This is a genomic window from Lysobacter auxotrophicus, from assembly GCF_027924565.1.
GTDB lineage: Bacteria > Pseudomonadota > Gammaproteobacteria > Xanthomonadales > Xanthomonadaceae > Lysobacter_J > Lysobacter_J auxotrophicus.
In genome coordinates this window covers 1,662,617-1,683,040 of the sequence record NZ_AP027041.1, presented here as the reverse complement: position 1 = coordinate 1,683,040, position 20,424 = coordinate 1,662,617, and the positions used below count along the sequence as shown (strand labels likewise).

Genomic DNA, 20,424 nt, shown 5'->3' with positions numbered 1-20,424 from the left:
CATCCAACTTCCAAGGATGTCCGTCATGACCCTGCGACTCATCGCCCTCACCGCGGCCCTGTCCAGCGCCACGCTGCTGGCCGCGTGCGACGCTAATCCTTCTCAAAAGGCCTCGCAGAAAGCGGCGGACACCGGAAGCGTCGTCTCCGGCGCCGTGCAGAAGGCGCTGACGAAGGCGAAGAAGGAAATCGCCGAAGGCAACATCAGCGTCAACAACAGCGGCACCCGCGGAAAGCGCGTGGAGATCTCGCCCAAGGGCGACCTGCTCATCGACGGCCAGCCGGTGCCGGTGACGCCGCAGCAGCGCACGCTACTGCTGGAATATCGCGGCCACGTGATCGAGGTCGCCAACGCGGGCGTCACCATCGGCATGCACAGCGCGGACCTGGCCACGCAGGCGGTGACCCAGTCGCTGAAGAGCGTGTTCACCGGCGGCTCGGACGAAGACATCGAGCGCAACGTGAAGGCGCAGGCGTCGAAGGTCGAAGATGCCGCGATGGCGCTGTGCGATGCGCTGCCGGGAATGATGGAGTCGCAGAACCGCCTGGCCGCCGCGATGCCCGAGTTCAAGCCTTACGCGAACATGACGCAGGCCGACATCGACGAGTGCCGCACCGACGCGAAGCACAAGGGCGAGACGGTGGCGGCATCGGCGGCCGACGCGGCGCAAGAAGCAGCGAAGGCGGCCGAGGTGCCGACGAAGCAGTGATGTTTTAGCCCCTCTACCTTCGGGAGAGGGGCTCAACGCGCGGAAGCGGCCGCTTACCCGCCCCCACCACTTCCCTCATGGATCCCGCCGCGCGTCAGCGCCGCCGGATCCAGCAGCTCGCGCAGCTGTTTCGACGAGAGCCCGCTCGACTCGGCGGCGACTTCCAGCACCGGCCGGCCTTCCTTGTACGCCTGCTTGGCGATCGCGGCGGCCTTCTCGTACCCGATGATCGGATTGAGCGCGGTGACCAGGATCGGATTGCGGTCCAGCGCCTCGCGAACGCGCTCGGGTCGCGGCTTCAAGCCGGCGATGGCGTCGTCCGCCAGCAGCCGCATGACGTTGCCCAGCAGCTGGATCGAATCGAGCAGGTCGTAGGCGATCAGCGGCAGCATCACGTTGAGCTGGAAATTGCCGCTCTGCCCCGCCACGGTGATCGCGGTGTGGTGGCCCATCACCTGCGCGCACACCATGCACGTCGCTTCGGGAATCACCGGGTTCACCTTGCCCGGCATGATGGAACTGCCCGGCTGCAGCGCCGGCAGTTCGATCTCGCCCAGCCCCGCCAGCGGCCCGGAGTTCATCCAGCGCAGGTCGTTGGCGATCTTCATCAGCGCGACCGCCAGCGCGTTCAACTGGCCCGACAGCTCCACGGCATCGTCCTGCGAGGCGATGCCCTCGAACTTGTCGTCGGCCGAGTCGAACTTCACGCCCGACAGCGCCGACAGCGACTTCGCCATCGCTCTGCCGAACCGCGCGTCGGCGTTGATGCCGGTGCCGATCGCCGTGCCGCCGATCGGCAACCTGCGCACGCGACCCAGCGCATCCTCGATGCGCGCCTGCGCCGACGCGAGCTGCGACGCCCACGCGCCGAATTCCTGCGCGAACGTCAGCGGCATCGCGTCCATCAGGTGCGTGCGACCGGTCTTGGTGATCTTGCCCAGCGCCTTGCCCTGGCGCTCGATCGTGCGGCGCAGGTGCTTGAGCGCTGGCAGCAGCTGTTCGCTCGTCGCGATGAGCGCGCTCACGCGGATCGCCGTGGGGATCACGTCGTTCGAGCTCTGCCCCAGGTTGACGTGATCGTTCGGATGGATCGCCTTGGCGACCTTGCCGCCGGCGTTCGCCAGCGCGGCGACGACCTCGTTGGCGTTCATGTTGCTCGAGGTGCCCGAACCGGTCTGGAACACGTCGATGGGGAACTGCGCGTCGTGCTCGCCCGCGGCCACGGTCAGCGCGGCGGCGCGGATCGCCTGGGAGGCGCCCTTCCCCAGCAGCCCGAACCCGCCGTTGACCTCCGCCGCCGCCGCCTTGATCAGGCCCAGCGCGCGGATGAACTCCCGCGGCATCGGCCGGCCGGAAATCGGGAAGTTCTGCACGGCCCGCTGCGTCTGCGCGCCCCACAGCGCCTGCGCGGGCACCTGCAACTCGCCCATGCTGTCTCGTTCGATACGGAAGCCGCTGTCGCGGCGGGCCTGCTTGGCCATCGGGTGTCCTCCGGTTCGGATGCGCGCAGCTTACGCCCGGCGCGTTACGCGCGTTTCACCCGGGCCGGCGCTTGCGAAGGGCCGCGCCGGGCGGGAGTAGTAGAATCGCGGTCCGCCATCGCCATCGCCCCCAGACGCCTGCCATGTCCGTTGAAGCCCAGCTGCTCGCCCTTTCCCCGCTCGATGGCCGCTACGCCGGCAAGGTCGACGCGCTCCGCCCGATCTTCTCCGAGTACGGCCTGATCCGCGCGCGCATCAAGGTGGAAGTGGAATGGCTGCTGGCGCTGGCCGCCGAGCCGGGCATCGTCGAACTGGCACCGTTCTCCGACGCCGCCGCCGCGCGCCTGCGTGCGCTGGTCGACACGCTGACGCCGGCCGATGCCGCGCGCGTCAAGGAGATCGAGCGCACCACCAACCACGACGTCAAGGCGGTCGAATACTTCATCAAGGAACGCCTGAAGGACGACGCGGAGCTCGGCCCGGCGCTGGAATTCGTGCACTTCGCCTGCACGTCGGAGGACATCAACAATCTCAGCTACGCGCTGATGCTCAACGAGGCGCGCCAGTACGTGCTGCTGCCCAAGCTCGACGACCTGATCCAGACGCTGCGTGCGATGGCGCACGAACACGCCGCGCTGCCGATGCTGTCGCGCACCCACGGCCAGACCGCCTCGCCGACCACGGTCGGCAAGGAAATCGCGAACGTCGTCGCGCGCCTGCAGCGCCAGGGCGAAACGCTCGCCGCGGCGCGCATGCCGGGCAAGATCAACGGCGCGGTCGGCAACTACAACGCGCACGTCGCGTCCTATCCGGACATCGACTGGCCGGCGTTCTCCGAGCGCTTCGTGCATTCGCTGGGCCTGAACTGGCAGCCGTACACCACGCAGATCGAGCCGCACGACGGCATCGCCGAGATCTGCGACGCGCAGCGCCGCATCGACACCATCGCGATCGACCTGTGCCGCGACGTGTGGGGCTACATCTCGCTGGGCTATTTCAAGCAGGCGGTGAAGGCCGGTGAAGTCGGTTCCTCGACCATGCCGCACAAGGTCAACCCGATCGACTTCGAGAACGCCGAGGGCAACTTCGGCGTCGCCAACGCGCTGTTCGAGCATTTCGCGGCGAAGCTGCCGATCAGCCGTTGGCAGCGCGACCTCACCGATTCGACGGTGCTACGCGCGCTCGGCACCGCGTTCGGCCACGCGCTGATCGGCTTCGATGCCCTGTTGCGCGGCCTGGGCAAGCTCAGCGCCAACCCGCAGCGCCTGGCCGAAGACCTCGATGCCGCATGGGAAGTCCTCGCCGAAGCCGTGCAGACGGTGATGCGCCGCCACGGCCTGCCGAACCCGTACGAACAGCTCAAGGCGCTGACCCGCGGCCAGGGCATCAACGAGGCGTCGATGCGCGAGTTCATCGGCACGCTGGAGCTGCCGGCCGCCGACAAGCAGCGCCTGCTCGACATGACGCCGGGCAGCTACGTGGGCCTCGCCGAACGCCTCGCGCGCGAGATCTAATGTCATTTTCAGGGTTCGCTGAGCTGAACACGCCTGACGATTTGCTACTGAAGCTGCGTCATGACTGGGCGCGTATGGGTGACGACCCTGAGGACCAATACGCGGCCTTTGATTTTTTCGTAACGGCCGAACACATCATCGATTGGCTATACCCAGACGACAAAAATGCGCGGAGCGCTCTGCGTCAAGAAAATGCAATTCTTCGGGTCACTTCGCATCTAGCGAACGGCGCTAAGCACTTCCGTACGAAAGACAGACGCCACAGTTCCGTCTTGAACGTCGAGAAGTCCCGATATGTCGCTAAGGGATACGTCGAAGAGGGATACTTTGCCGAACCACTTCTTGTCCATTTGGACGAAGAGGAGGCCGGTCTACTTGGCGTTGACGGATCGATAGACGCCAGGACGTTAGCTAGCCGCGTCCTCCAGTTCTGGGAGAGGAAGATCACGCCATGAAACTGCTCGTCAACATCGACGTGCCGGATCTGGACGAGGCGGAAGCCTTCTACACCGGCGCGTTCGGGTTGACGCCCGCGCGCCGCCTCGGCGCCGACGTGCTGGAACTGCTCGGCTTCGCATCTCCCCTGTACCTGCTGCGCAAGGACGCCGGCAGCGCCGGCGCCGGGCGGTCGCAACGCGACTACGCCCGCCACTGGACGCCCGTGCACTGCGACGTGGTGGTCGACGACCTCGACGCCGCGCTCGCACGCGCCCTCGCCGCCGGCGCCACGCAGGATTCCCCCATCCGCCAGGCCAACTGGGGCCGCATCGTCACCCTCGCCGATCCATTCGGACACGGCTGGTGCCTGCTGCAGTTCCTCGGCCGCGGCTACGACGAAATCGCCACGCCATGACCCGAAAGACCGCATCCAAGACCGCGTCCAAGAAGGCCGCACCGAAGAAGATCGCCTCCGCGAAGACCGCCAAGGCCGCGCGTGCCGAACTCCCCATCGAGATCGATGCCCGCTCGCTGCCGCCGCTGGGCATGACGCCGGAGCGCTTCCTGCGCGACTACTGGCAAAAGCGCCCGCTGCTGATTCGCAATGCGTTTCCGGATTTCGACACGCCGGTGCAGCCCGAAGACCTCGCCGGCCTCGCCTGCGAGGAAACCGCGCTGTCGCGCATCGTCATGCACGATCGCGCCAACGACGGCTGGACGGTACGGCACGGCCCGTTCGAGGAAGACGAATTCCCCGGCATGCCGCACCAGGACTGGACGTTGCTGGTGCAGGACGTCGACAAGTGGGATCCCGACATCGCCGCGCTGCTGGAGCATTTCCGCTTCCTGCCGCGCTGGCGCATCGACGACGTCATGATTTCCTTTGCCGCGCCGGGCGGTTCGGTCGGCGCGCACGTGGACCAGTACGACGTGTTCCTGCTGCAGGCGTACGGGCATCGTCGCTGGCAGATCGACGCCAGTGCCAATCCGCCGCTGGACTTCCGCCCCGACGTCGAGCTCAAGCTGCTGCGCGAGTTCAACGCGACGCACGACTGGGTGCTCGGCCCGGGCGACATGCTGTACCTGCCGCCCGGCGTGCCGCACAACGGCGTGGCCGAAGACGCGTGCCTCACCTTCTCCGTCGGCATGCGCGCGCCGTCGGCGGCGGAACTGCTGGGGGATTTCGTCGACACCCTCGCGGCCGATGCCGACGATGCGCTGCGCTACACCGATCCGGACCTCGCGCCCGCGGCCGACCCCAACGAGATCGACGTGGCGGCAATGAACCGCGCCGTCGAAGCGCTGAACCTGCTGCGCATGAACGATCCCGATCGCCTCGGCGACTGGTTCGGCCGTTTCATCACCGTGTACCGCGCCGGCGGCGAAGTGCACGGAGGCGGCGAGCCGCGCTCGCGCATCGAGATCGAATGGGACCTGGAACACGGCGCGAGCCTGTACCGCCATCCGTACTCGCGCATGGCGTGGCGGCGCGCACATCGCAAGGGCGAGCCCGCGCGGCTCTTCGTCAGCGGCCAGGACCATGCCCTGCCCGCCGAGGATGCGGCGCTGATCGCCGACGCCGCGCAGCTCGACGGTGCCGCCTACGCCGCGCTGTCGGAGGCCGGTCGCGACCTCGTGCAGACCCTGATCCAGTCGGGCCATTACAACCTCGCGCTGCCGGACGAAGAGGAATGAGCCGCGCCGATGCCGTGTTCCACGTCGAAGCGGTCGCCTTCGAACAGGCCGCCGCCGAGCTGCGCGCCGTTCGCGACGCCGTGTTCGTGCAGGAACAGGGTGTCCCGGTGGAGATCGAACGCGACGCACTGGACCCGCTGAGCCGGCACGTCCTCGCGCGCGATGCGGATGGTCGGCCGATCGGCACCGGCCGGCTCACGCCGGACCGCCGCATCGGCCGGATGGCGGTGCTGCCGCAGTGGCGCAACCGACGGGTCGGCGAGGCGCTGCTCAAGGCGCTGCTCGCGCAGGCGCAGGCGCTGCGCTGGAACGAGGTCACCCTGCACGCGCAGGTGAAGGCGATGGCGTTCTACGCGCGGCAGGGCTTCCTTCCGTATGGCGGGCGCTTCGTCGAGGCGGGCCTGGACCACCAGTCGATGCGGCTCGTGCTCGGCGGCGTCAATCCGGTCCTGCGCCGCGACGCCGGCCTCGCCGCCCTGCTGGGCGTGATCGACGGGGCGCGCCGGCAGCTGCTGGTCTACAGCCGCGACCTCGATCCCGGCCTGCTCGACACGCCCGAGGCGATGGCCGCGCTGCGCCGTTTTGCGGTCGGCGGCGGCGAGGTGCGCGTGCTGCTGCACGATCCCGAGGCGCCGCGACGCGCACTCGCCCCGCTGATCGGCCTGTCCCAGCGATTGCCGAGCGCGTTCGCCTTCCGCGCCGTCGAGGAGCCGGTCGATCGCGATTACGCATCGGCCTACGTCGTGGGCGACCGGGGCGGCTGGTACTTCCGCACGCTCGGCCACCGCTTCGATGGCGAAACCCGCTTGGACGACGAAGCGCGCGCCCGCCAGCTCCGCGCCCATTTCGCGCCGGTCTGGGAGCGGGCACGTCCCTGCACCGAGTACCGGGCGCTCGGGATCTGAACGGATCCCGTCCCGCGCGCGCCCTTGAACGGGCGGCACATGCCCAAACGCTATTCACGGGCCCGGGGCGATCACGCGCTCCGGGCCGCTTTTCGCTATCGGCCCGCAACCGCACTTCGACGTTGGTGTTAGGCGTTTGTCCGCGGCCAAGGGCTATAATTCCGAATCTTGGCGCCTGAATAGCCGAGCTCGTGCAATCCAGGCTCACTCCGCCTTTCCCCACCGAGTTTCCCGATCGCCATCGTGGACAGTCTCCTGAAGCAGTTCTCCCAGTCCTCCCAGCTCGGCGCCAACGCCGCTTTCGTCGAAGACCTGTACGAGCAGTACCTGGTTGCACCCGACAGTGTCGATCCCAAATGGAAGGCGTATTTCGACGGCTTCAAGGGTCGCGAGGCCGGCGACATCCCGCATTCGGCGGTGATCGAGCAGATCGCCGAAGCCGGCCGCCAGGCCGCCCGCGGCGTGGTTTCGGTCGCAGCCGGTGCCGGCGATGAGCGCGAGCGCCACGTCGGCCGCCTGATCACGGCCTACCGCTCGCGCGGCCACCTGGGCGCCAACATCGACCCGCTGGGCCTGTGGCAGAAGCCGGACGCGCCGGACCTCGACCTGGCGTTCCACCAGCTCACCAACAACGACCTCAACGCCGAGTTCAGCACCGGCGGCGTGGGCGGCAACGACCGCATGAAGCTCGGCGACCTGTTCGCCCTGCTCAAGGCCACCTACACCGGCCCGATCGGCGCCGAGTTCATGCACATCTCCGACGCCGAACAGCGTCGCTGGCTGTATGAGCGCCTGGAGAAGGCCGGCGGCAAGTTCGGCCGCACCGCCGAGGACAAGAAGCGGATCCTGGAGCGCCTGACGGCCGCCGATGGCCTGGAACGCTACCTGGGCACCAAGTACGTCGGCCAGAAGCGCTTCTCGCTGGAAGGCGGCGATGCGCTGATCCCGCTGATGGACACCACGATCCGCCGCGCCGGCGAGCAGGGTGCGAAGGACGTCGTGATCGGCATGGCCCACCGCGGCCGCCTCAACGTCCTGATCAACACGCTCGGCAAGCCGCCGCGCCACCTGTTCGACGAGTTCGAAGGCAAGTTCGAGCACGTCCACAGCGACCTCGCCCACCAGGGCGACGTGAAGTACCACATGGGCTTCTCCGCCGACGTCGCCACCCCGGGCGGCCCGGTGCACCTGGCGCTGGCGTTCAACCCGTCGCACCTGGAAATCGTCGACCCGGTCGTCGCCGGCTCCGTGCGTTCGCGCCAGTCGCGTCGCGGCGAGAAGGGCGCGCAGCAGGTGCTGCCGATCCTGATCCACGGCGACGCCGCGTTCGCCGGCCAGGGCGTGGTGATGGAGCTGTTCCAGATGTCGCAGGCACGCGGTTTCCGCGTCGGCGGCACGGTGCACATCGTCATCAACAACCAGGTGGGCTTCACCACCAGCGCGATGCAGGACGCGCGTTCGACGCTGTACTGCACGGACGTGGCCAAGATGGTCGGCGCGCCGGTGCTGCACGTGAACGGCGACAACCCGGAAGCGGTCGTGTTCTGCGCCGAGCTGGCGCTGGACTTCCGCAACGCGTTCGGCAAGGACGTGGTCATCGACCTGGTCTGCTACCGCCGCCACGGCCACAACGAGGCCGACGAGCCGGCGGCGACGCAGCCGGTGATGTACCAGGTCATCCGCAAGCACAAGACGCCGCGCGAACTCTACGCGCAGCAGCTCGTCGCCGAAGGCACGCTCAGCGCCGACGAGGCGCAGGCGCTGGTCGACGGCTACCGCCAGAAGCTCGACGACGGCGTGGTCACCACCGAAGTGGTCGAAGTGAAGCCGGACGAGTTCACCATCGACTGGTCGAAGTACCTCTCGGGCAAGCTCACCGACCCGGTGGACACCACGTTCGACCGCAAGAAGCTCGACAAGCTCGCCGCCACCATCAACGACGTGCCGGCCGACCTCAAGCTGCACCCGCGCGTGGCGAAGATCTACGAGGACCGCCGCAAGATGTCCGCCGGTGAGCAGCCGGGCGACTGGGGCTTCGCGGAGAACCTCGCCTACGCCACGCTGCTGGACGAAGGCTACAAGCTGCGCCTGGTCGGCCAGGACTGCGGTCGCGGCACGTTCTTCCACCGCCACGCGATCCTGCACGAGCAGAGCAACGACGAGTACGTCCTGCCGCTGCGCCGCCTGGTGAAGAACCCGACCGACGTGACCATCATCGACTCGCTGCTCAGCGAGGAAGCGGTGATGGGCTTCGAATACGGCTACGCCACGGCCGATCCCATGACGCTGGACATCTGGGAAGCGCAGTTCGGCGACTTCGCCAATGGCGCGCAGGTGGTGATCGACCAGTTCCTGTCCTCCGGCGAGGCCAAGTGGGGTCGCCTGTGCGGCCTGGCGCTGTTCCTGCCGCACGGCTACGAAGGCCAGGGCCCAGAGCACTCCTCCGCGCGCCTTGAGCGCTTCCTGCAGCTGTGCGCGCTGGAGAACATGATCGTCTGCACGCCCACCACCCCGGCGCAGGCGTATCACATGATCCGCCGCCAGATGCGCATGACCACGCGCAAGCCGCTGGTGGTCATGACGCCCAAGTCGCTGCTGCGCCACAAGCTCGCGGTGTCGACGCTGGACGAACTGGCCAAGGGCGAGTTCCAGCACCTGATCCCGGACGCCTCGGCGGACGTGAAGAAGGTCAAGCGCGTCGTCGTCTGCGGCGGCAAGGTCTACTACGACCTGCTGGAAGAACAGCAGAAGCAGGGCGTCGAGGACGTCGCGATCCTGCGCGTCGAGCAGCTCTATCCGTTCCCGCGCGCGATGCTGCAGGCCGAGCTTGCGCGCTTCAAGAACGCCACCGACGTGGTGTGGTGCCAGGAAGAGCCGCAGAACCAGGGCGCGTGGTACCAGATCCGCCACCACCTGGCCGCCTGCCTGCAGTCGGGCCAGACGCTGCATTACGCAGGTCGCGCGCGCTCGCCGTCGCCGGCCGCCGGTCACCTCGCCGACCACGTCGCCGAGCAGGCCGCGCTGGTCGCCGATGCACTGAAGAACCCGCTGCGCGGCGAAATCACCGCCGAATGAAGCCGGTAGCTGGCGGGTGGTCGAACACGACCCGCCAGCGTCCGACCTTCGAACCCCAAACTCGAACACCGATCAAGTCATCCAGGATGCGCGCCCCATGAGCACCGAGATCAAAGTCCCCGTTCTGCCCGAGTCCGTCTCCGACGCCACCATCGCGACCTGGCACAAGAAGGTCGGCGATGCCGTCAAGCGCGACGAGAACATCGTCGACCTGGAGACCGACAAGGTCGTGCTCGAGGTGCCCTCGCCCGTCGACGGCGTGATCAAGGAAATCAAGTTCAAGGAAGGCGACACGGTGACCAGCCAGCAGCTGATCGCCGTCGTCGAGGAAGGCGCGGCCGCCGCCGCGCCGGCGCCGGAAGCCAAGGCCGACAAGGCCTCGATCGACGCCAAGAACGTCGCCGCCACGACCGCCGAAGCCCAGCCGGTGACCCCGAAGGCCGCCGCGGCCGAAGCCACCAAGGCCGCCGGCGGCGTCGACCAGCTCCCGCCGGGCGCGCGCTTCACCGCCGTCACGCAGGGCATCGATCCGTCGCAGGTGGAAGGCACCGGCCGTCGCGGCGCGGTGACCAAGGAAGACCTGGTCAACTACGCCTCGGGCAAGACCGGTGGCGTCGCCGGTGGCGCGCGTCCGGAAGAGCGCGTGCCGATGACCCGCATCCGCGCGCGCATCGCCGAGCGCCTGATGCAGTCGAAGAACTCCATCGCCATGCTCACCTCGTTCAACGAGGTCAACCTGGGCAAGGTCATGGCCATGCGCAAGGAGCTGGGCGAGCAGTTCGAGAAGGCCAACGGCATCAAGCTGGGCTTCATGAGCTTCTTCGCCAAGGCCGCCGCCAACGCGCTGCAGAAGCACCCGGTGGTCAACGCCTCGGTCGACGGCAACGACATCATCTATCACGGCTACGCCGACATCTCGATCGCCGTGTCGACCGACAAGGGCCTGGTCACGCCGGTGCTGCGCAACGTCGAGCGCATGGGCTTCGCCGACATCGAGAAGGGCATCGCCGACTACGCCAAGAAGGCGCGCGACGGCAAGCTCGGCCTGGACGACCTCCAGGGCGGCACCTTCACCATCACCAACGGCGGCACCTTCGGTTCGCTGATGTCCACCCCGATCGTGAACCCGCCGCAGAGCGCGATCCTCGGCATGCACGCCATCAAGGAGCGCGCGATCGTCGAGAACGGCCAGGTCGTCGCCGCGCCGATGATGTACATCGCGCTGTCCTACGACCACCGCATCATCGACGGCAAGGACGCCGTGCTGTTCCTGGTCGACATCAAGAACCAGCTCGAGAACCCGCACCGCATGCTGCTGGGAATGTAAGAAGACGGAATCGGGAATGGGGAATCGGGAATCGCAACCCGCCCCACTCCCGACCTTCCGATTCCCTACTCCCCATTCCCCATTCCCGAGAAAAGAAATGAGCGAACAGCAGCAATTCGACGTCATCGTCATCGGCGCCGGCCCGGCCGGTTACCACGCGGCCATCCGCGCCGCCCAGCTGGGCCTGAAGACCGCGTGCATCGACGCCGCGCTCGGCAAGGACGGCAAGCCGGCGCTCGGCGGCACCTGCCTGCGCGTGGGTTGCGTGCCGTCGAAGGCGCTGCTGGACAGCTCGCGCCAGTTCTACAACCTCGGCCACCTGTTCGGCGAGCACGGCATCACGGCGAAGGACGCGAAGATCGACGTCGCCACGATGATCGGCCGCAAGGACAAGATCGTGAAGCAGTTCACCGGCGGCATCGCGATGCTGTTCAAGGCGAACAAGATCACGCCGTTCTACGGCTTCGGCCAGCTGCAGCCGGGCAACGTCGTCACGGTCAAGCAGCACGACGGCAGCACGGTGGAGCTCAAGGGCACCAACGTGATCCTCGCCGCCGGTTCGGATTCGATCGAACTGCCGTTCGCCAAGTTCGACGGCGAGAACATCGTCGACAACGTCGGCGCGCTGGACTTCACCGCCGTGCCCAAGCGCCTGGGCGTGATCGGCGCCGGCGTGATCGGCCTGGAACTGGGCAGCGTGTGGAAGCGCCTTGGCGCGGAAGTCACGATTCTGGAGGCGCTGCCGGACTTCCTCGCCGCCGCCGACGCCGAGGTCGCCAAGGCCGCCGCGAAGGAATTCAAGAAGCAGGGCCTGGAGATCAAGCTCGGCGCGAAGGTCAGCAACACCGAAATCACCGGCAAGGGCAAGGCGAAGGAAGTCCTCATCACCTACACCGACGCCGAAGGCGAGAAGACGCTCACCGTCGACAAGCTGCTCGTCTCCGTCGGCCGCCGCGCCGCCACGCGCGGCCTGCTGGCCGAAGGCACCGGCGTGAAGCTGGACCAGCGCGGCATGATCGAAGTCGACGAGCACTGCCACACCGGCGTCGATGGCGTGTGGGCCGTGGGCGACTGCGTGCGCGGCCCGATGCTAGCGCACAAGGGCTTCGAGGAAGGCATCGCGGTGGCCGAACTCATCGCCGGCCTGCCGGGCCACGTCAACCTCGACACGATTCCGTGGGTCATCTACACCGAGCCGGAAATCGCCTGGGTCGGCAAGACCGAGCAGCAGCTCAAGGCCGAAGGCACGCCGTACAAGGTTGGCACCTTCCCGTTCGCGGCCATCGCGCGCGCCGTCGCCATGGGCGAGCCGGCGGGCTTCGTGAAGGTCATCGCGCACGAGGAAACCGACCTGATCCTCGGCATGCACCTGGTGGGCGTCGGCGTGTCCGAACTCGTCCACGAAGGCGTGCTGGCGATGGAGTTCAAGGGTTCGGCCGACGACCTCGCCCGCATCTGCCACGCGCATCCGACGCTGTCGGAAGCGATCCACGACGCCGCGATGGCCGTCTCCAAGCGCGCCATCCACAAGGCGAACTGATCGCGACCGGCCTCGCGCCGCAACCGGGCCGCCATCACTTCACGGTGCTGGCGGCCTTTTGTTTTTGGGGGTCACCGTGACCGGCACTCCGATCCGCAACGTGTCCGATACCGCCGCCTGGGTCGCGATCTATCGCGCGATGGAAAGCGAACGCCCGGACGCCCTCTTCCACGATCCCTACGCGCGACGGCTCGGCGGCGCGCGCGGCGAGGCGATCGTGCGCGCGATGCCGCGCGGCGCGTCGATGAGCTGGCCGATGGTCGTGCGCACCGCGGTGATGGACGAGATCGTCATGCGCTGCGTGCGCGACGGCGCGGCAACCGTGCTCAACCTCGCGGCCGGGCTGGACGCGCGTGCGTACCGCTTGCCGTTGCCGCCGACGCTGCGCTGGATGCACGTCGACCTGCCCGACTCCGTGGCCGACTTCCGCGAACAGATGGCCGGCGAAACGCCGCGCTGCGAGGTCGAATACATCGGCGCGGACCTGCGTGATGCGCAGACGCGACGCGATGTGTTCGCCCGCGCTGCGGAAAATGGCCCGGTGCTGGCGATCACCGAGGGGCTGCTGGTCTACCTGGAGGCGGAGAACGTGTCCGAACTCGCCGCCGACCTGCACGACATCGCCCACGCGCGATGGTGGTTGACCGACCTCGCCTCGCCGCGCCTGCTGAAGATGCTCAAGCGCCGCTGGCAGCCGCAACTCAATGCGGGCAACGCGCCGTTCCGCTTCGGGCCGGCCGAAGGCACGGCGTTCTTCGCGCCGCATGGCTGGAAGGAAAGCGAGTTCCGTTCGACCTGGGACGAATCGCTGCGCCTTGATCGCACCATGCCGAACATCTGGCTGTGGAAGCTGCTCGACCGCCTCCAGCCTGCGCGCAAACGTGAGGAGATGCGTCGCATGTCCGGCATCGTGCTGATGCACGCCAACTGATCCAGAACCACGACCCCAGCGAGTTCAAACCATGCGTTCCCTTTGCGTCTACTGCGGCTCCAACTCCGGCTCCAGGCCGATCTACACCGAACGTGCCATCGCCCTCGGCACGCGCTTGGCGAAGGACGGCATCACGCTGGTCTACGGCGGCGGCAATGTCGGCCTGATGGGCGTGGTCGCCGATTCGGTGCTCGCGGCGGGCGGCGAGGTGGTCGGCGTGATTCCCGAGCAACTGGTCAACTGGGAAGTCGCGCACAAGGGCCTGACACGCCTGGAAGTCGTCGGCTCCATGCACGAGCGCAAGGCGCGCATGTTCGATCTGTCCGACGGTTTCGTCGCCCTGCCCGGCGGCTTCGGCACGCTGGATGAAATGTTCGAGATGCTCACCTGGCGCCAGCTCGGCATCGGCGACAAGCCGTGCGCGTTCTTCGACGTCGACGGCTTCTATTCGCCGCTGATGGGCATGCTCGACCGCATGGTTGCCGAACGCTTCCTGCACCCCGACCAGCGCGACGACCTGTGGCACGGCGACGACATGGACGCGATGCTCGCCTGGATGCAGGCGTACAAGCCCGCGCAGGCGGACAAGTGGATGGATGAGAAGCGGCGTGGGGCGATGCGGTGAGGAGAGGTCACCCGCTCGGGCGGTGACCTACTAAAAGAAAAGCCGTCATCCCGGCGAACGCCGGGACCCAGGCCGGGGACCTCGCAAACCCGACGCGCTCTCGCGGCACTTTCCGATAGAGCGGGGCTTGCGCAACGTTGCACGCTACGAGCCTGGGTCCCGGCGTTCGCCGGGATGACGGAGCTAAAAGTGGTGATGCATCCATGCGTGTACATCCTGGCAAGCCAACGCAACGGCACGCTATACGTGGGTGTAACCGGAGACCTCGTCCAGCGCATCCATCAGCACGTGACCAACGTGGTGCCTGGTTTCACCCGGCGGTACGGTGTACACACGCTGGTCTGGTTCGAACCACACGAATCCATCGTCGAAGGCATTCGTCGCGAGAAGCGCATCAAGGAATGGCGCCGCAGCTGGAAAATCCAGCTCATCGAATCCACGAATCCACAATGGCGCGACCTTTCTCCCGATATCCTCTGACACGGCTCCACATCCGGATGACGCCATGACCATCCCCACCACCTTCTCCACCTTTCGCATCCACAACGACGCCAGCGGTTATCGCAGCGGGCTGGAGCAGGTCGGCCTCGACGATCTCGCGCCGGGCGAGGTGGTCGTCAAGGCCGCCTACTCGTCCGTCAACTTCAAGGACGCGCTCGCCGGCACGGGACAGGGCAAGATCCTGCGTCGGTTTCCGCTCGTGGGCGGCATCGACGTCTCCGGTCACGTGGTCGCCTCCACCGACGCCAGGTTCAAGGAAGGCGACGCGGTGCTGGTCACCGGTTGCGGGCTGAGCGAAACGCGCGACGGCGGGTACGGCGAATACGCGCGCCTGGAAGCGAAGTGGGTCATCCCGCTGCCCAGCGGCCTCAGCCTGCGCGAAAGCATGATCCTGGGCACCGCCGGGTTCACCGCCGCGCTCGCGTTGCTGCGCATGACCGAAAACCGCCAGACACCCGACCTCGGTCCGCTCGCGGTCACCGGCGCGACCGGTGGCGTTGGCTCGCTCGCGGTCGACATCTTCAGCCGCGCAGGCTTCGAGGTGCACGCCATCAGCGGCAAGCCCGAACACGCCGATTACCTCAAGGAAATCGGCGCGACGCAGGTGCTCGGGCGCGATGCGTTGTCGACCACGCGGCCGATGGAATCGGCGCAGTTCGGTGGCGGCCTCGACAACGTCGGCGGTCCGATGCTCGCCAGCCTGCTCGCCCAGACCACGCCGTACGGCAACGTCGCCAGCGCGGGCCTGGCCGCGAGCGCCGAGCTGGACACCACCGTCATGCCCTTCATCATCCGCGGCGTGTCGCTGCTGGGCGTCGCGTCGGCCGGCACGGCGCGCGACATCCGCGAGCGCGTCTGGCAGCACCTCGCCGATGACTGGAAGCCGCAGCACCTGGAGCGCATCTGCATGCGCGAGGTCGGACTGCAGCAATTGCCGGACGTGTTCTCGACGATGCTGGCCGGCGGTTCGCTGGGACGTACGCTGGTCGTGATCTGACGCACGGATTGGGCGCGCGGAACGTCCGCCGCCCGCTGTTGCGACAGCCCGGACGCTGGCTACAATCCCCAAACGTTCAGGGGGACATTTATGGCGCGCATTCTCATCGTCGACGATTCGCCGTCGCAGCTCATGGGCATCCGGCGCATCGTCGAGAAGCTCGGCCACGAGGCCCTCACTGCCGAGGACGGCGCCGCGGGTGTCGAGGCCGCCAAGCGCGAGCTGCCCGACATGATCCTCATGGACGTGGTGATGCCGAATCTCAACGGCTTCCAGGCGACGCGCTCGATCACGCGCGACCCAGCGACCTCGCACATCCCGGTCGTGCTGGTGACCACTAAGGACCAGGACACCGACCGCGTCTGGGGCATGCGCCAGGGCGCGAAGGCCTACCTCACCAAGCCCTTCAGCGAAGGCGACCTGTCCGACGTGATCGGCCAGGTGATGAAACGCTGAGCGAACGCCCCGCGCCTGTCGCTGGCGGGAAACGAGAAGGCGCCCGATGGGCGCCTTTTCATTTCCGACGAGTCGCGACTCAGGCGCGTCGCCAATCGTCGCCGAACGCATCACGCAGCCGCTCGTAGGCCTCCCGCTCGGCGTCCGTGTTGGGACGCGGCGCCAACACTTCCAGCTCGACGATCTGGTCGCCCGGCGGCTGCTTGCCGGTGGGATCGTTCGGCAGGCCGCGGCCGCGCAGGCGCAGCTTGCGGCCGGCTTCGGAATTGGCGGGAATCTTCAGCTCCACCGCGCCGCCCAGTGTCGGCACGCTCACCGTCGCACCGAGCGCGGCTTCCCACGGCGCGATCGCCAGCACATGGATCACGTTGCGGCCGTCCACTTCGAACTGCGGGTTGGCGGCGTATTCGATCTCCAGCAGGAGGTCGCCATGCGCGCCCTGCCCGGCCAGGCGGATCACCTGGCCCGGCCGGATGCCCTTGGGCACGCGGACGTCGAGCGTGCGGTTGTTGACCGAGATGCGCACCGTGCCGCCCTCGTAGACGGTCTCCAGCGACACGGCGAGCTTGGCGCGCGAATCCCCGCGCGGCTGCGGGCCGGCGCCACGCTGCTGGCCGAAGCCGCCGCGTCCGAACAGGCTTTCGAAGAAGTCCGAGAACCCGCCGCCCGCGCCACCGCCGGCGAAGATTTCCTCGAAGTCCGGGTTGCCATACCCGTTGCCGCCGAAACCGCCCGGCGGCGGCTGCACTTCGTCGCCGGGACGATAACCGCGCGCACGGAGCTGGTCGTAAGCAGCGCGCTTCTGCGGATCGCGCAACGCTTCGTAGGCCTCGTTGACGGCCTTGAACTTCTCTTCGGCGCCGGCTTCCTTGCTGACGTCGGGATGGTATTTGCGCGCGAGCCGGCGGTACGCCGTCTTGATCTCGGCGTCGCCGGCGCCGGGCTCAACGCCCAGGGTGTCGTAGTAATCCTTGAACTGCATCGATGATCCGTCCCGGAAAGGCTGTACGCGGTTCGCCGCGAAGGCGGGAGGTTAGCGCACCCGCGGCGAAGCCGAGGTGTTCCGGCGCTGCCGGGCTCGCCGGTCGCGCCGCGCCGAACAGATTGGCGCCGCCCGCCGGGCTTTCAAGCACCCGTTGACGCCGGTTACCGGGCCGCGGGGTCTAGAATCGTCGGGAATCCGCATACACACAGGAACGGCCATGACGATCCAGATCGGCGAACGCATCCCCGAGGTCCCGCTCCAGCGCATCCGCGAGGGCGTGGAGACGCTCGACACCAACGCGCTGTTCGACGGCCGCAAGATCGTCCTGTTCGCGGTGCCCGGCGCGTTCACCCCGACCTGCTCGGAAAAGCACCTTCCCGGTTTCGTGCAGCATTTCGACGAATTCCGCAGCCGCGGCGTCGAGGTCGCGTGCATGGCGGTCAACGATCCGTTCGTGATGCAGGCCTGGGGCGAAAGCCAGAACGTGCCCGACGGGCTGATGATGCTCGCAGACGGCAACGGCGACTTCGCGCGCGCGCTCGGCCTGGAACTGGACGCCAGCGCCTACGGCATGGGCCGCCGCGCCAAGCGCTTCGCGCTCTATGCCGACGACGGCGTGGTGAAGCTGCTCAACGTCGAAGCGCCGGGCGAATTCCGCGTGTCCTCGGCCGAGCACGTGCTCGAGCAGCTCAAGCACCTGTAACCGGCTGCTGTCGCCCGGGTATGCGAACGCGCACCCGGGAACGCTCTCCGCTGCCCCGGGTGCGTTCTGCTTACCCGGGCTACAAACGCGTGCGATGTCCCCGGCGCGTCCGGCTATTGGTTGGCGGACTGCAAGCGAAAGCCCAGCCGCGACCACGCACCGCTGTCGGCCAGCGCGGTCAGCGTGTGTTCGCCGGGCTGGTCGAAGTCGTGCACGAACGTGCCCTGCCCGATCGATTCGCCGATGAGGCGGCCGTCGAGCAACCAGCGCACGCGCGCGTCGGCGCCCAGCGCACGCAGCGATAGCCGCACGTGCTGCGCGCCGCCGGGCGCGGGCGCGAGCGTGGCGCGATCGTTCAATCCTTCGATGCGCAGCTCCTGCACGGCATCGCGCCCGTCGGCAACGCAGTCGGGCGACAACGACGGCAGCCGCGATGCGGCACGCGCCGAACTGGACAGCCACGGCGACGCGAGCGCCGGCCAGCGCGCGATCTCGCGGGTTTCGCGCACGTGCGTGGCCGAGCAGTCCGCCGACAGGCGCAAACCGGTACGCGCATCGACGTCGAAGCGCTCGACACCCGCATTCCACAGTCGCGCGTCGCGCTCGGCGAAGGTCGGCGGCACCGAGCCATCGAGCGTCCACGCCTCGCGCCGCTGCCGGCACAACTGCGGCGCGGACGGGTCCGGCGGCAGGCCGAGCGGCCAGCAGATCTCGAGGCTGGCCACGCTCGCCGGCGGCGGGCGCGGCGCGCCATCGGCACGCGCACGCGGGAGGCTGTCGATCACTTCGAACATCAGCGGCAGCGCGGTGATCGCGCCGTACTGCCCGGGCAGCGGCGTGCCGTCCGGCCGCCCCACCCACACGCCCACCGTGTAGCGACGCGTGCCGCCGAGCGCCCACGCGTCGCGGAACCCGAAACTCGTGCCCGTCTTCCACGCCACGCGCGGGCGACCGCGCGGGTCGAACGTGTCGGCCGCGCTGCCGGGGCGCGGATTGGCTTCCAGCATCTCGCGCACGATCCACGCCGCGCCGGGCGAGAGCAGGCGCCGGTCCACGCGCGGCGCATCGCGCGTGTAGCGCACGCGCCCGGCGATGCCGTCGCGATTCAGTGCGGCGTACGCGCCGACCAGGTCTTCAAGCCGCGCGCCGGTGCCGCCGAGGATCATCGACAGGTTCGGCGTCGCGCCCGGCGGCCATTGCAGGCGGATGCCGGCGTGCGCGAGCCGTGCGGAGAAACGCGACGGGCCGACGCGGTCGAGCAGGTCCACCGCCGGCACGTTGAGCGAAAGCCGCAATGCCTGCGCCGCGCCCACGGGGCCGTTGAATGCAGCGTCGAAGTTGCCGGGCCGGTAGTCGCCGAACGCCTGGGGCGCATCGACCAGCAGGCTCTCCGAATGGATCAGCCCGTCGTCCAGCGCCAGACCGTAGAGGAACGGCTTGAGCGTCGATCCGGGCGAGCGCCAGGCTTTCACCATGTCGACGTGCCCCACGCGCGCGACATCGGCGAACGCGAGCGAACCGACGTAGGCACGCGCTTCCAGCGTGGCGTTGTCGACGACCAGCAACGCGGCGGACGTGCGTTCGGGCAGTTGCGAGAAATACGCGGCGACGCGGTCTTCCAGCGTGCGTTGCAGGTCCAGGTCGAGCGTGGAGACGATGCGCACCGCGTCGGGCCGTTCGGAGCGCAGCCGCTGCGCGAGCAACGGCGCGTAGCGCGGCGGTTGCAGCGAGCGCGCGACGACCGGCTCCACGCGCGCATCGGCCACCTGTTCCGCCGTCCAGACCTGCATCTGCCGCATGCGCGCGAGCACCTTGTCGCGCGCGATGCGCGCGCGCTCGGGTTCGCGATCGGGGCGAAGCCGGCTGGGCGACTGCGGCAACACGGCCAGCAGCGCCGCTTCGGCGTGCGACAGGCGCGACGACGGTTTGCCCAGGTACGCCCAGCTCGCCGCGTCCACGCCTTCGACGGTGCCGCCGAACGGCGCGTGGTTGAGGTAGAGCGACAGGATCTCGCGCTTGGACAGATGCACTTCCAGCTGCACCGCACGCAGCATCTGGCGCAGTTTGCGCATCGGCGTGCGGCGGTTCGCCGCCTGCGCCTCCTGCTTCGCGTCGAGGATGCGCGCGACCTGCATCGTCAGCGTGGAGCCACCGGATATCACGCGCCCACTGCGCACCCACTGTCCGGCGGCGCGCAGCATCGCGACCGGATTGATACCCGGATGCCGCCAGAACCAGCAGTCCTCGTAGGTCAGCAGCGCCTGCACGTACAGCGGCGACACCTGCCTGGTGTCCACCGGATAGCGCCAGATGCCGCCCGCGTCGGCGAACGCGCGCAGCGGCGTGCCATCGGCCGCGGTGACGAGCGCGCCGCGATCGCGTTCATCTGGCAATGGAAGCGGGAACGCGAGGTCCGCCAGCATCGCCGCGATGAGCAGCAGTTGCGCGGCGAGGAGGGTTTTCAGGGCGAGTCGGCGGCGTCCGAAGTGCGGCGCCTCGTGAACGCCATTGCCGGTGCCGTGTCTACTCACGTCCGGTACCC

The 20,424-nt window shown here is 68.2% G+C and carries 17 protein-coding genes; 14 read left to right on the top strand and 3 right to left on the bottom strand.

Features of this window, described 5'->3' with window-relative positions:
- Positions 1–25: 25 nt before the first annotated feature.
- The gene (locus tag LA521A_RS07515) at positions 26–709 is read left to right on the top strand and encodes a YggN family protein (RefSeq protein ID WP_281781676.1); all 684 of its coding nucleotides are present in this window, start codon (positions 26–28) and stop codon (positions 707–709) included.
- A 53-nt stretch (positions 710–762) separates the two neighbouring features.
- On the opposite strand, the gene LA521A_RS07510 is transcribed toward LA521A_RS07515, so the two are convergent.
- The gene (locus tag LA521A_RS07510) at positions 763–2,190 is read right to left on the bottom strand and encodes a class II fumarate hydratase (RefSeq protein WP_281781675.1); all 1,428 of its coding nucleotides are present in this window, start codon (positions 2,188–2,190) and stop codon (positions 763–765) included.
- 143 nt (positions 2,191–2,333) lie between these two features.
- Between LA521A_RS07510 and purB the strand changes: the two genes are divergently transcribed.
- The 12 genes from purB (at position 2,334) to pilH (ending at position 16,194) form a co-directional block, all read left to right on the top strand.
- Positions 2,334–3,704 (top strand): adenylosuccinate lyase, encoded by a 1,371-nt coding sequence (gene purB / locus LA521A_RS07505; RefSeq protein WP_281781674.1) that lies wholly within the window; start codon positions 2,334–2,336, stop codon positions 3,702–3,704.
- 451 nt (positions 3,705–4,155) lie between these two features.
- Positions 4,156–4,557, top strand: coding sequence for a VOC family protein (locus LA521A_RS07500; RefSeq protein WP_281781673.1), 402 nt, complete (start codon positions 4,156–4,158; stop codon positions 4,555–4,557).
- Positions 4,554–5,837, top strand: coding sequence for a ribosomal protein uL16 3-hydroxylase (locus LA521A_RS07495; RefSeq protein ID WP_425494576.1), 1,284 nt, complete (start codon positions 4,554–4,556; stop codon positions 5,835–5,837). Before LA521A_RS07500 ends, LA521A_RS07495 begins: the two co-directional genes overlap by 4 nt.
- Positions 5,834–6,742, top strand: a complete 909-nt coding sequence (locus LA521A_RS07490; RefSeq protein WP_281781672.1) for a GNAT family N-acetyltransferase — start codon at positions 5,834–5,836, stop codon at positions 6,740–6,742. The genes LA521A_RS07495 and LA521A_RS07490 overlap by 4 nt, the downstream gene beginning before the upstream one ends.
- 243 nt (positions 6,743–6,985) lie before the next feature.
- Complete coding sequence (locus tag LA521A_RS07485; protein WP_281781671.1) at positions 6,986–9,817, top strand: 2-oxoglutarate dehydrogenase E1 component; 2,832 nt, start codon at positions 6,986–6,988, stop codon at positions 9,815–9,817.
- 97 nt (positions 9,818–9,914) lie between these two features.
- Positions 9,915–11,144: a dihydrolipoyllysine-residue succinyltransferase gene (sucB, locus tag LA521A_RS07480; protein ID WP_281781670.1), complete on the top strand. Its 1,230-nt coding sequence runs from the start codon at positions 9,915–9,917 to the stop codon at positions 11,142–11,144.
- 97 nt (positions 11,145–11,241) lie between these two features.
- The gene (gene lpdA / locus LA521A_RS07475) at positions 11,242–12,684 is read left to right on the top strand and encodes a dihydrolipoyl dehydrogenase (RefSeq protein ID WP_281781669.1); all 1,443 of its coding nucleotides are present in this window, start codon (positions 11,242–11,244) and stop codon (positions 12,682–12,684) included.
- Positions 12,685–12,784: 100 nt separating this feature from the next.
- Positions 12,785–13,615, top strand: a complete 831-nt coding sequence (locus LA521A_RS07470) for a class I SAM-dependent methyltransferase (protein ID WP_281781668.1) — start codon at positions 12,785–12,787, stop codon at positions 13,613–13,615.
- Between the two features lie 31 nt (positions 13,616–13,646).
- Entirely contained in the window at positions 13,647–14,240 is a 594-nt protein-coding gene (locus LA521A_RS07465) for an LOG family protein (protein ID WP_281781667.1), read from the top strand.
- 207 nt (positions 14,241–14,447) lie between these two features.
- Positions 14,448–14,720 (top strand): GIY-YIG nuclease family protein, encoded by a 273-nt coding sequence (locus LA521A_RS07460; RefSeq protein WP_343226712.1) that lies wholly within the window; start codon positions 14,448–14,450, stop codon positions 14,718–14,720.
- A 25-nt stretch (positions 14,721–14,745) separates the two neighbouring features.
- The gene (locus LA521A_RS07455; protein WP_281781665.1) at positions 14,746–15,738 is read left to right on the top strand and encodes a YhdH/YhfP family quinone oxidoreductase; all 993 of its coding nucleotides are present in this window, start codon (positions 14,746–14,748) and stop codon (positions 15,736–15,738) included.
- A gap of 90 nt (positions 15,739–15,828) precedes the next feature.
- A complete protein-coding gene (gene pilH / locus LA521A_RS07450; RefSeq protein WP_281781664.1) occupies positions 15,829–16,194 on the top strand; it encodes a twitching motility response regulator PilH in 366 nt (121 codons plus the stop codon).
- 79 nt (positions 16,195–16,273) lie between these two features.
- On the opposite strand, the gene LA521A_RS07445 is transcribed toward pilH, so the two are convergent.
- A complete protein-coding gene (locus LA521A_RS07445; protein ID WP_281781663.1) occupies positions 16,274–17,176 on the bottom strand; it encodes a DnaJ C-terminal domain-containing protein in 903 nt (300 codons plus the stop codon).
- 220 nt (positions 17,177–17,396) lie between these two features.
- Between LA521A_RS07445 and LA521A_RS07440 the strand changes: the two genes are divergently transcribed.
- On the top strand, positions 17,397–17,882 hold the full coding sequence (locus tag LA521A_RS07440; RefSeq protein ID WP_281781662.1) for a peroxiredoxin: 486 nt from the start codon (positions 17,397–17,399) through the stop codon (positions 17,880–17,882).
- A gap of 113 nt (positions 17,883–17,995) precedes the next feature.
- Here LA521A_RS07440 and pbpC read toward each other — a convergent pair whose 3' ends face one another.
- On the bottom strand, positions 17,996–20,347 hold the full coding sequence (pbpC, locus tag LA521A_RS07435) for a penicillin-binding protein 1C (protein WP_281782051.1): 2,352 nt from the start codon (positions 20,345–20,347) through the stop codon (positions 17,996–17,998).
- Positions 20,348–20,424 lie beyond the last annotated feature (77 nt).

What these genes read in the sequence shown, in the direction of transcription:
- LA521A_RS07500 (WP_281781673.1), top strand. Translation starts at nt 4,156, where the DNA reads ATGAAACTGCTCGTCAACATCGACGTGCCGGATCTGGACGAGGCGGAA.
- purB (WP_281781674.1), top strand. Translation starts at nt 2,334, where the DNA reads ATGTCCGTTGAAGCCCAGCTGCTCGCCCTTTCCCCGCTCGATGGCCGC.
- pilH (WP_281781664.1), top strand. Translation starts at nt 15,829, where the DNA reads ATGGCGCGCATTCTCATCGTCGACGATTCGCCGTCGCAGCTCATGGGC.
- lpdA (WP_281781669.1), top strand. Translation starts at nt 11,242, where the DNA reads ATGAGCGAACAGCAGCAATTCGACGTCATCGTCATCGGCGCCGGCCCG.
- LA521A_RS07510 (WP_281781675.1), bottom strand. Translation starts at nt 2,190, where the DNA reads ATGGCCAAGCAGGCCCGCCGCGACAGCGGCTTCCGTATCGAACGAGAC.
- LA521A_RS07465 (WP_281781667.1), top strand. Translation starts at nt 13,647, where the DNA reads ATGCGTTCCCTTTGCGTCTACTGCGGCTCCAACTCCGGCTCCAGGCCG.
- LA521A_RS07455 (WP_281781665.1), top strand. Translation starts at nt 14,746, where the DNA reads ATGACCATCCCCACCACCTTCTCCACCTTTCGCATCCACAACGACGCC.
- LA521A_RS07515 (WP_281781676.1), top strand. Translation starts at nt 26, where the DNA reads ATGACCCTGCGACTCATCGCCCTCACCGCGGCCCTGTCCAGCGCCACG.
- LA521A_RS07495 (WP_425494576.1), top strand. Translation starts at nt 4,554, where the DNA reads ATGACCCGAAAGACCGCATCCAAGACCGCGTCCAAGAAGGCCGCACCG.
- LA521A_RS07490 (WP_281781672.1), top strand. Translation starts at nt 5,834, where the DNA reads ATGAGCCGCGCCGATGCCGTGTTCCACGTCGAAGCGGTCGCCTTCGAA.
- sucB (WP_281781670.1), top strand. Translation starts at nt 9,915, where the DNA reads ATGAGCACCGAGATCAAAGTCCCCGTTCTGCCCGAGTCCGTCTCCGAC.
- LA521A_RS07445 (WP_281781663.1), bottom strand. Translation starts at nt 17,176, where the DNA reads ATGCAGTTCAAGGATTACTACGACACCCTGGGCGTTGAGCCCGGCGCC.
- LA521A_RS07440 (WP_281781662.1), top strand. Translation starts at nt 17,397, where the DNA reads ATGACGATCCAGATCGGCGAACGCATCCCCGAGGTCCCGCTCCAGCGC.